Source organism: Murinocardiopsis flavida (assembly GCF_003014485.1).
In the GTDB taxonomy this organism is placed as follows: Bacteria; Actinomycetota; Actinomycetes; order Streptosporangiales; family Streptosporangiaceae; genus Murinocardiopsis; species Murinocardiopsis flavida.
In genome coordinates, this window is the sequence record NZ_PYGA01000027.1 from 1 (window position 1) to 10,858 (window position 10,858).

The window sequence follows — 10,858 nt, forward strand, 5'->3', positions numbered from 1 at the left end:
TCTGGCACAACTGGCACATCGGCGCACCGGTCAAGCGTTCTCTGATCGCTTACGACCACTGACCAGCCAACAATTACCCATCAACGATCTAGGGCGTGTTCCGCAGGGCTACGGCTCCCCGGGGGTGTCGGGGAGGCGGAACTGGATGGCGGCGCGGTCGGCCAGCAGCGGCAGGATGACGCCGAGCGCCTTCTGGTGCTCGGGGTGGTCGCGGTACCCGGCGAACCCCTCGGGGTCGGCGACGTCGGCGACCACCCCGAAGTCGTACGCGCCCTCGCTGATGCCGACATCGGGCCCGAACGCGTACGCCTGGAGCTGCGGAACCGCCGCGGGGAGGACCGACAGCGCCGCGGCGACCCCGGCGACCTGATCCTCGGTGACGCCGTCGGCCCACCGGAACAACGCGATATGCCTGATACCCATGGTGCGAACCTAGCCCAACCGCGATCCCGCGGCGGCGGCCGGGTGGGCCCGCCCGTGCCGTCCGCCCTCGTCAGGCGGTCCGTCTCGCGCGGAGGTACGCCGACGTGGACTCCGCGTCGACGATCTCCACGACCTCCCAGGTCTGCCCGCCGACCGTGAAGGAATCGCCGGCCCGGAATTCGCGGGGCGAATCGAACCGCCATTCCCGCGGCCCGCCGAGCTGCGCCGCCGGCCTGCCGTCGTCGTCGATCCAGAACCGGCCACCGCCCACCGGACCGCCCTCGAAGCGGTCGTTGCGACCGTACGTGATCTTCTCTTCCGCGCCCACTTCGTGCGACACCGTTGACTCTTCTCCGAATGGTCGAATGGACCCGGCTGGAATTCCCCCCGCGATAGGCGGCCGCACCCGGCCGGAAATCGCCGGCGGGTCGTGCGACCTTACTCCTGGACCGCGGATTTTCCCACCATGGAGACGACGAAGTACTCCCCCGCGGCGTCGCCTTATTCTCGCGCCGCCCCGCAGGGGAATGGCAGGGTCGAAAGTCCCTGGAAAACGGTGCTGCGGGCGCGCCGCTCAGCCGCCGAGGTCGACGACCGCCGCGACCGGCCCGCCGCCCGAGGGTCCCTGGTGGACGGCCGCGACCGACACGAACACGGCGGGGTCACCGGTCACCGCGGCAGTCACCCCGCCGACCGTGGCCTTGATCTGGCGGTGCCAGTGCACGTCGGAGTCGTCCAGCATGATGTTGCGGCGCCCCCTGACGCTGCCCGTCGGGTCGGCCTCGCACTTGAGGAACACGTTGACGAGCCGGCCGTCGAGGTCGGTGTGGTGCGGCCGCTCCGGCAGCCGCAGCCCGGCCGACCTGATCGCCGACCACACCCCGTCGGCGTCGAGCGCGTCGCGCATGACCCCGTGCCCGACCCGGAACCGGCCGCCGGCACCGCGCGCGTTGCCGACCACCACGATCTGCGCCCGGTCCAACTCGACACCGGAGGAGCACGACGCCACCGAGGAGTACAGCGACAGGTCGCGGTGGATCCGCTCGGCGGCCGGCTCCTCGATCTCGTCGAGCGCCACGGCGATGCCGAGCGCCGTGGTGGAGTTGGAGATGTCCATGGACTTCAGGGTGTCCTCGGTGCAGACGTCGTGCCCGCGCTCCTTGGCGTCGTTGATCGTCTCCAGCACCAGTAGCGGGGTCTTGGTCTGCACGTAGTGCACGTCGCCGGGGTCGTCGATGCCTGCGGCGGCCATGGCGTCGCGCACCCCCGCCGCGACGGTGCGGACCATCGCGGGGCGGCCGATGTCCTCGGGGGCGATGACCTCGCTCATCGCGACGCCGACGGCGACCCGCGGCTCGTCCGACGGCGCGTAGCGCCCCTCGGGCGCGTGCGCGAACACCGTGGCGTGCGGGGAGAGGACCCCGTCGGTGCCGCCCGACCACACCAGGGGGACCTGGGCGACCGCGGCCTCCGGGCGGGTGCCCTTGGCGCGGAGCACGTCGCGGAACGCCCGGTCGGCGAGGATCCGGGTGTAGTCGTTGACGCCCCCGTTGCCCTCCGTCTTGCCGATCACGGCCAGGACGTCGTCGGCGGCGAACACGCCGTCGTCGATCAGCCGCGCCATCCCCGACGCGTCCGTCACACTGCTGATCGCGGCCTTGTGCACTTCAACGGGCCTGGGCATCATGGCTCACCTTTCGAACGCTGACAGGATCCACGCGGGTGCCGCGGCCGGTCACCAGTGGTCGACCTCGGCCGACGCCGCACCCCCGGACAGTGATGCGTACCCCGGCCCCCGGTCGAAGAACGGGATGTCGGGGCCGCGTTGCGCGCGCAGCTCGGCGCGCAGCCCTTCGACGGCGGCCGGGTCGGCCGCCGGGTCGCCGTCGGGGCCGGTGACCGGCACCCCGTAGTCGGCGCGCGCGGCGGCGCGCGACACCTTCCCCCACCGGACGTCGCGCAGCACCTCGGCGGCGGGGCGCTCCAGCGGGTCGCCCCAGCCGCCCCCGCCCGTCGTGCGGATGCGGATGACCTCGCCCGCGCGCACGGGCTCCGCGTCGACCAGCCCGTCGAGCACACGCTCGTTCGGACCGCCGGGGTCGATCACCACCTGGAACGGGTGCCCGGCCCGGCCGCCTTTGACGCCCCAGCAGGACAGGATGGTGCGGTCGGCGATGGACATGAACGACGCGTCGCGCAGCATGCGGATGTGCTTCTCGTAGCCCAGCCCGCCCCGGTGGCGCCCCGCTCCCCCGGAGTCCACCGCCAGGCCCAGCCGCTCCACCCGGAACGGGAAGCGCGCCTCGGTGAACTCGGTCGGGAGGTTGCGGGAGTCGGGGACGACGTGCACGGTGTCCTCGCCGTCGGCGTAGTGCCGGCCGCCGGAGCCGCCGCCCAGCACCTCGCGCATCAGGTAGGGCGCGCCGTGCTCGTCGGTGCCGTGCACCCCGGTGTAGCGGATGGTCTCCTGGTCGGCCGGCATCCGGCCGTCCACCGCCTTGGCGAGCACCCCAGCCAGGACGCCGAGCAGCCGCAGAATGACGAAGGTGCGGGCGTTGGTCGGGGCGGGGAAGACGGGGGTGAGCAGGGTGCCCTTCGGCGGGAAGCGCATCTCGATGAGCGGCACGACGCCCTCGTTGACGTCCAGCTCCGCCATGCGCTCGGGGGTGTCGGCGAGGTTGCGCAGGATCGGCGCGAGCCACTTCTTCAGGAAGTTGCCGTCGGCGTAGTCGCCGCAGTGGTTGATGGGCCCCTTGGCCTGCGGTGAGGTACCGGTGAAGTCGATGATCAGCCGGTCGGGCAGCCGGGTCAGGGTGATGCGCTGGCGGTGCAGCCGCGGCGGGTCGACGCCGTCGTGCTCGGCGTAGTCCTCCCAGACGTGGGTGCCCTCGGGGATCTTGGCGAGGATCTCGCGGCGGTACGTCTCGGTGGTGGCGGTGAGGATCGCGTCGAAGCACCCTTCGACGGCGGCCCTGCCGTAGCGGCCGAACAGCTCGGCCAGGCGGCGGGCGCCCATGAGGCAGGCCGCGCATTCGGCGTCGAGGTCGGCGGCGAGCGAGTCGGGCATGCGGGAGTTGCGGGTCATGATGCGCAGCGCCGCCCGGTTGGGCACGCCCTGGTCCCACAGCTTGATCGGCGGCACCATGAGGCCCTCCTCGAACACCGAGCGGGCGCCGGAGGGCATGGACCCCGGGCAGCCGCCGCCGATGTCGTCGTGATGCCCGAACGCCTGCACGAACGCGACCACCTGCGGACCGGCGCCCTGCCCGTCATCGTGGAAGACGGGGACGGTCACGCAGAGGTCGGGCAGGTGCCCGATGCCGCCCTCCGACTCGTAGACGTCGTTGTGGAAGTAGACGTCGCCGGGGCGCATGGTGTCGAGGGGGAAGTCACGCGCCACCGGGTGGACCAGCGCCGAGTAGGAGCGCCCGGTGAGCTTGCGCAGCGCGCGGTCGTGGATGCCGGCGCGGAAGTCGTGGGCGTCGCGGATCATCGGCGACCGGGACGTGCGCGCGATCGCGGTCTCGACCTCCTTCTCCACCGAGGCGAGGGTGCCTTCGACGATCTCGACCAGGACCGGGTCCGGCGCGTTCGCCGCCATGGCGGTCACGCCCCTTTCCGCGCGCGCAGGAGCAGGTTGCCGTACCGGTCGACCGTCGCGGTGAACCCCGGGTGCACGGGGACGGTGGAGCCGAACTCCTCGATGACGGCCGGCCCTTCGACCACGTCGCGGGGCGCGAGCAGGCCGCGGTCGAAGATCGGGGTGTCGCCGTCGGGCGGCGCGTCGAAGCGGACCCGGCGGGCGCCGGTGCGGGCCCGCTCCACACCGCCGGGCCGGTCCGGCAGGTCGGGGACGCAGGGCCGGCGCAGCGGCCCGACACCCGCGACGCGCAGGTTCACCCACTCGATGCCCTGGCCGGGCGAGTCGCGCAGGTCGTAGCCGTAGAGGCCGCGGTGTGCGTCGTGGAAGGCCGCCGCTGCGGCGTCGAGGCGGGCCCCGTCGATGGGGCCGTCCGCGACGGGCACCCCGACCTCGTACGCCTGCCCGGCGTAGCGCAGGTCAGCGGTGCGGCCGTAGCGGTGCTCGGACCGGGCGAAGCCCTCGGTGTCGAGCGCCGCCGCCGCGCGGGCGGTGAGGGCGTCGTAGGCGGCGGCGACCTCGGCGGGGTCGAGGTCGGCGTGGCGGCGCACGGCGGTCTGCACGTAGTCGTTGCGGACGTCGACGGTGAGGAGGCCGAACGCCGACACGTTCGCGGGCTCCCGCGGCACGACCGCGCCCGCGAGGCCGAGGATGTCGATGAGGCGGCAGGCGAGCAGCGCGCCGGACCCGCCGAACGCCGCGACGTGGAAGTCGCGGACGTCCAGGCCCCGCTGCACGGTGATGCGGCGCAGCGCGTTCGCCTGATTCCACGCCGAGATCTCCAGCATGCCCGTCGCGGCGTCCTCGGTGCCGAGCCCCAGCCCGGCGGCGAGGGCGCTGATGCCCGCGCGCGCCGCCTCGGGGTCCAGCGGGATCTCGCCGCCCAGCAGATGGCGGGGGATGCGGCCGAGGACCAGGTGGGCGTCTGTGACGGTGGGTTCGGTGCCGCCCTTGCCGTAGCAGAGAGGGCCGGGGTCGGCACCGGCCGACCTCGGGCCGACCTTGAGGGTGCCCTCGGGCGAGACCCTGCCGATGGAGCCGCCGCCCGCGCCGACGGTCACGATGTCGATCATCGGGATCTTGGACGGGAAGGGGCCGACCCCGCCCTCCGTCGTCAGCCCCGGCTCGCCCCCGATGACGACGCAGACGTCGGTGGAGGTGCCGCCGCCGTCGAGCGTGAGGATCCGGTCGAACCCGGCCCGGCCCGCCAACAGCGCGGCGCCGAGGGCCCCCGCAGCGGGCCCGGACAGCACGGTGCTGATGGGCTGGTGCACGACCTCCTCGGCCGACAGCACCCCGCCGTTGGACTTCATGATCGAGAACGGCAGCCGCCGGGCAGGGTCCGGGTACTCGGTGTCGAGCCGCCGCCGGACGCCGGAGACATAGCGGGCCACCCGCGGCTTCACGGCGGCGTCGACCAGCGTGGTGGTCGAGCGCTCGTACTCCCGGTACTCGCGCAGCACGTCGGAGCTGATGGACACGACCGCGTCGGGGTGCTCGGCGCGCAGCACGTCGCGCACGCGGCGCTCGTGGTCCGGGTCGGCGTAGGCGTGCAGCAGGCACACCCCGATGGTGTCGACCCCGCGGCCGCGGAACCAGCGGGCGGCCGCGGCGGCGCCGGCCTCGTCCAGCGGGCGGACCTCGGCGCCGGTGTGGTCGAGCCGCCCGTCGACGGTGCGGACGAGGTCGGCCGGCACGATGCGGTCGGGCTTCACCCAGAAGTAGGAGTTGCCGTAGCCGTCGGGCACGGCCTGGCGGGCGATCTCCAGGATGAACTCGTAGCCCTCGGTGGTGATGAACCCGAGCCGCCCGACGTCGCCTTCGAGCAGCTGGTTGGTCGCGATGGTGGTGCCGTGCACGACGGCGGAGAGGCGGGCCGCCGGACCGGTGCGGCCGAGTTCGGCCAGGACCTTGCGCAGCCCGGCCATGAAGCCGTCGGCGGGGTCGGCGGGCGTGGTCGGGGTCTTGGTGCCGACCAGCCGCCCGGTCTCCTCGTCGAGCGCCACGACGTCGGTGAACGTCCCCCCGGTGTCGATGCCCACCCGGACCCGTCGGACCCCGTCCGTCACACCCGCCCCCTCGCCGTTCGCCGCATCCCCCGATTCAACTGCCCCCGCCACCGCAGCGTGTTGGGCAACACCTGCCAAGAACGCCCGCCAAGATTGGGAGACCCACCCCAAGGGGTCTCCCACCCGAGAAACCCACACCCAAGGGGGTTGGCTGCCGTCGCGGCTGCGAAGCACCCGGCGGTGCGAAACACCACGGTCCAGTTCGGAAACCAGACCCCAGGCCCAGGTCCGCCACCGTGCCGGTCCGGTCGGCCGCCTGCGGCCCCGCGATCGCGCCGTGCGGGGACCGCCGGGTGCGCACCCCTGTGCTCAGGCGGGGCTACTGCTCCCGGCCGGTGCGCAGGTAGGCGAGTACGGCCAGGACCCTGCGGTTGGTGTCGTCGGCGGGCGGCAGGTCGAGCTTCGCGAGGATGCTGCCGACGTGCTTGCCCACCGCCGCCTCGGAGACGTACAGCAGCTTGGCGATGGCGGCGTTGGAATGGCCCTCGGCGATGCGCGCCAGGACCTCGCGCTCGCGCTCGGACAGCCGCAGCAGCGGGTCGCGGCGCCGCCGCAGGAGCTGGCGGACGACCTGCGGGTCGACCACCGTCCCCCCGTCGAGCACATGGCGGACGTTGGCGACGAACTCCTCGACGTCGACCACCCGGTCCTTGAGGAGGTAGCCGACCCGCTTGCCGTCGCTGGAGTCGAGCAGGTCCGAGGCGTAGCTCTGCTCCACGTACTGGCTGAGCGCGATGACGGCGAGACCGGGGTGGGCGCGCCGCAGCTCCACAGCGGCGCGCAGCCCCTCGTCGGTGAATCCGGGCGGCATCCGGATGTCGGTCACCACGAGGTCGGGCGCGAGCTCGGCGACCGCGCCCTTCAGCGCCTCGGCGTCGCCGACCGCGCCCACCACCTCGAAGCCGAACCGGCCCAGCAGCCCCGCCAGCCCTTCGCGCAGCAGCACGCCGTCCTCGGCGAGGACTACGCGGACGGGGGCGGGTTCTGGGGGCACGGAAGCTCCACTCGCAGCAGCGTGGGCCCGCCGGGCGGGCTGGACATGACCATTGTGCCGTCCATGACCGAGACCCGGTCCGAGAGCCCGGTCAGCCCGGTCCCGCCGTCGGGGTCGGCGCCGCCGGACCCGTCATCGCGGACCTCGACCACCAGCACGTCGGCGACGAGGTGCGCGGCGACCTCGGCCGCCGCGGCACCGCTGTGCTTGGCGACGTTGGTGAGCGCCTCCGACACCACGAAGTACGCGGTGCCCTCGATGTGCCCGGGCAGCCGGCGGGGGATGTGCGTGCGGACCTCCACCGGGATCGCGGCCCGGTCGGCGAGCTGCCCCAGCGCGGCGGGCAGCCCGCGGTCGGTGAGGATCTGCGGGTGGATGCCGCGGATCAGCTCGCGCAACTCGGCCATGAGCTGCTTGGCCTGGTCGTGCGCGTCGGCGACGCTGTCCGCCGCCGGCGACCCCGCCGGGATGTCCAACCGGGCCAGCCCCAGTTGCAGGGTGAGGGTGACGAGCCGCTGCTGGGCGCCGTCGTGCAGGTCGCGTTCGATCCGGCGGCGCTCCGCCTCGAAGGCGTCGACCAGCCGGGCCCGGGAGCGGGACACCGCACCGAGTTCGGCGCTCAGCTCCCCGCGCCCGCGCCCTTGCAGCAGTGCCCGCGCGAGCGCGCCGTGCGCCCCGGCGAGCAGCGCCACGGGGTAGGGCAGCAGGACGAGCAGCGCCGCGCCGAGCACACCGATCGTCACCGCCTGCCCCATGGTGTCGATGGTGCTCCAGATGAAGTCCACCTGGCCGGGGCCCTCCTGCCACACGATGACGGGGATCAGCATCAGTGTCACCGCGGCGAAGCCGAGCACCAGCAGGCCGACGAACAGCACGGGGGCCACGGTCGCCAGCAGGACCGCGTACGCCAGCTCGCGCCACGTCGCGGACTCGGTGTAGCGGGTGCGCACCCACGCCCACAGGCCGGGCCCCGGGGTGCGGTGGCCGGACGCCATCGGCCGGAAGTCCACCAGCCGCAGCCGGAGGCGTTCCAGTGCGGCCAGCGGCAGCGCCACGAGGGGGCCGAGCGCGCCCACCAGGACCGTTCCCAGCACGATGAGGAACATCAGCAGGCCCAGTTGGGGCGGATTGGGCTCGGCGCCGGCGTCGATGACGTAGGTCAGCGCGATCAGCCACGGCATGGAGATCAGCGCCAGCACGCCCGCGGTGACCGCGCTCACCGGCGGGCTCGTCAGCACGAACCCCAGTGAGCGCCACGGCCACCGGGACAGCAGGAAGCGGCGCCGGGTGAGGGCGCCGAACGGGGTTTGCGGCTGCGGTGTGGACACGTGCCCAACGTTAAGCGGCCGGGGCCGTCGGCCCCAGCCGCTTGGACGTACACCGGGGGTAGGCCCAGCCCTACCCCGCCCTCAGGGCTGGCGGGGCGACCCCAGGTTCTTGACCTTGCCGACGATGCTCTCGAAGTCGGTGCTGAACGGGTGGTCGTGCACCATGTAGGTCCAGGTGATGGACGGGCGCTTGACCCCCGCCGCCGCGATGTCGATCGTGCCGTCGACCACCTTCGCCTCGGCGAAGCTCTCGGCCGCGCGGGCGCGGGCGCCGTCGAGGAAGCCCTTGAACTCGGGCACCGCGTCGCGGTGGAACTCGTCGAGCGGGTCGCGGCGGCCGAGGAAGCGCAGGTGGATGCCCTCGCGGAGGTCGGACAGGAACGCGTTGTGGTCGGTCCAACCGCGGTCGAGGTGGTACAGGGTGATGAGGCGCGCCGCCCGTTTGACCTCCTCCTCGCCGACCTCCTCGACGAGTTCGGCGTGGCGTTCGGCGCGGTCGACCGCGATCTGGCGGTCGCCGAGGTCGTCGCTGAGCACGGCCTTGCGGTGCTCCAGCACCACGCCCCGCTGCACGTCGATGAGCTGGTTGTAGCGCCAGGTGTTGCGGTGCACCTCCAGCAGCTGGCCCTCGGCGACGCGCTGGGCATGGTCGACGGTCCGCAGCCAGGACGGGTCGGTGATCTCGCCTTCGGCGGTGACGTCGAACCCGCGGGTCTCGGGGGCGTTGTTGACGACGAGGTCGTCCTCGACGCTGACGATGAAGACGGAGCTGCCGGGGTCGCCCTGGCGCCCCGCCCGGCCGCGCAGCTGGCCGTCGAGGCGGCTGCTGGGGTAGCGCCCGAAGCCCATGACGTAGAGCCCGCCGGCCTCGACCACGCGCTCGCGGTCGGCCATGTCGCTGCCGCCGAGGCGGATGTCGGTGCCGCGCCCCGCCATCTGGGTGGACACCGTGATGGCGCCGTACTGGCCGGCCTCGGCGACGATGGCGGCCTCGTCGGCGTCGTTCTTGGCGTTCAGGACGACGCACTCGAGGCCGGCGGCCGAGAGCCGCTCGGCGACCTTCTCGGACTCGGCGACGTCCTGGGTGCCGATGAGGACGGGCCGGCCCTCCTTGTGGACCTCGGCGACCTCCTCGACCAGGGCGTCCTCCTTCTCCTCGCGGGTGGCGTAGAGGCGGTTGGGTTCGTCGGCCCGGATGTTGGGCTTGTTCGGCTCGATGACCGCCACTTCGAGTTCGTAGAACTCGCGGAGCTGGTCGGCGACCGCCATGGCGGTGCCGGTCATGCCGCAGCGGGTGGGGTAGCGCAGCACGAGCGCCTGCACGGTGATGGAGTCGAGGATCTCGCCGGTCTCGGAGACCGCGACCTTCTCCTTCGCCTCGACCGCGGCCTGGAGGCCGTCGGGCCAGCGCTGGAGGAGCTCGATGCGGCCGCGCGACTCGTTGATGAGCTTGACCTTGCCGTCGCGCACGACGTAGTGGACGTCGCGGCGCAGCAGGGCGTGCGCGTGCAGGGCCAGGTTGACCCTGGGCAGCATCGACAGGTCGTCCTCGGAGTACAGGTCGACGCCGTCGAGCGCCTTCTCCACGACGTCGATGCCGGTGTCGGTGAGCTGGACGTTGCGGCCGTCGTCGTCGATCTCGAAGTCGGTCCTGGGCCGCAGGGTGCGCACTAGCTCCGCCATCTCCAGGTCGGCGTCGCCGCTTTCGGCGGCACCGGCGAGCACCAGCGGCACGCGGGCCTCGTCGACCAGGACGGAGTCGGCTTCGTCGATGAGGGCGATCTTGGGGGTCGGCACCACGAGGTCGGCGTCGTCGGTCGCCAGCCGGTCGCGCAGGACGTCGAAGCCGAGCTCGCTGACCGAGGCGTAGGTGATGTCGGCGGTGTAGGCGACGCGGCGCCGCTCCGAGGTGTCCTCCTGGCCGATCCAGGACACGGCGACGCCCAGCAGGTCGTACAGCGGCCGCATCCACTCGGCGTCGCGCCGGGCGAGGTAGTCGTTGACGCTCAGCACGTGCACCTGCTGGCCGCGCAGCGCGAACCCGGCGGCGGCGAGCGCCCCGGCGAGGGTCTTGCCCTCGCCGGTGTTCATCTCGGCGACGTGCCCGTCGAGCAGGGCCATGAGCCCGACGAGCTGGACGTCGAACGGCCGCTCGCCGAGAGCGCGCCGGGCCGCCTCGCGCCCGACGGCGCACAGCGTGACCAGATCGCCGCGGTCGTAGGGCAGGTCGGCGTTGCCGAGGTCGGAGGCGCGGGCGGTGAGCTCGGCGTCGCCCAGCTCGCGCAACTCATCCTCCTGCGCCTCGATGGAGTCGAGCAGCCGCTGGTAGGGGCGCACATCGACCGAGCCGGGCTTGCCGAGAACCCGGCGGACACTTTCAGCCATTCGTCCGAACACCATTGCA

General features: G+C 73.1%; 8 protein-coding genes. All 8 read right to left on the reverse strand.

The features are described 5' to 3' along the window. Positions 1-108: 108 nt before the first annotated feature. Positions 109-423 carry a Dabb family protein gene (locus CLV63_RS27925; protein ID WP_106586229.1) on the reverse strand — a complete coding sequence of 105 codons (315 nt, stop codon included), beginning with the start codon at positions 421-423 and terminating at the stop codon, positions 109-111. A gap of 70 nt (positions 424-493) precedes the next feature. Further along, positions 494-763: a DUF6406 domain-containing protein gene (locus CLV63_RS27930; protein WP_106586230.1), complete on the reverse strand. Its 270-nt coding sequence runs from the start codon at positions 761-763 to the stop codon at positions 494-496. A 234-nt stretch (positions 764-997) separates the two neighbouring features. Beyond that, positions 998-2,110, reverse strand: coding sequence for a barbiturase (locus CLV63_RS27935; RefSeq protein ID WP_245929119.1), 1,113 nt, complete (start codon positions 2,108-2,110; stop codon positions 998-1,000). Positions 2,111-2,158: 48 nt separating this feature from the next. Beyond that, positions 2,159-4,024, reverse strand: a complete 1,866-nt coding sequence (locus CLV63_RS27940; RefSeq protein ID WP_106586293.1) for a hydantoinase B/oxoprolinase family protein — start codon at positions 4,022-4,024, stop codon at positions 2,159-2,161. Between the two features lie 5 nt (positions 4,025-4,029). Further along, positions 4,030-6,132 carry a hydantoinase/oxoprolinase family protein gene (locus tag CLV63_RS27945; protein ID WP_106586231.1) on the reverse strand — a complete coding sequence of 701 codons (2,103 nt, stop codon included), beginning with the start codon at positions 6,130-6,132 and terminating at the stop codon, positions 4,030-4,032. A 319-nt stretch (positions 6,133-6,451) separates the two neighbouring features. Next, positions 6,452-7,126, reverse strand: coding sequence for a response regulator transcription factor (locus CLV63_RS27950; protein WP_106586232.1), 675 nt, complete (start codon positions 7,124-7,126; stop codon positions 6,452-6,454). Then, positions 7,096-8,454 (reverse strand): sensor histidine kinase, encoded by a 1,359-nt coding sequence (locus CLV63_RS27955; RefSeq protein ID WP_106586233.1) that lies wholly within the window; start codon positions 8,452-8,454, stop codon positions 7,096-7,098. Before CLV63_RS27955 ends, CLV63_RS27950 begins: the two co-directional genes overlap by 31 nt. 81 nt (positions 8,455-8,535) lie before the next feature. Beyond that, a complete protein-coding gene (gene secA2, locus CLV63_RS27960) occupies positions 8,536-10,839 on the reverse strand; it encodes an accessory Sec system translocase SecA2 (RefSeq protein WP_106586234.1) in 2,304 nt (767 codons plus the stop codon). Positions 10,840-10,858 lie beyond the last annotated feature (19 nt).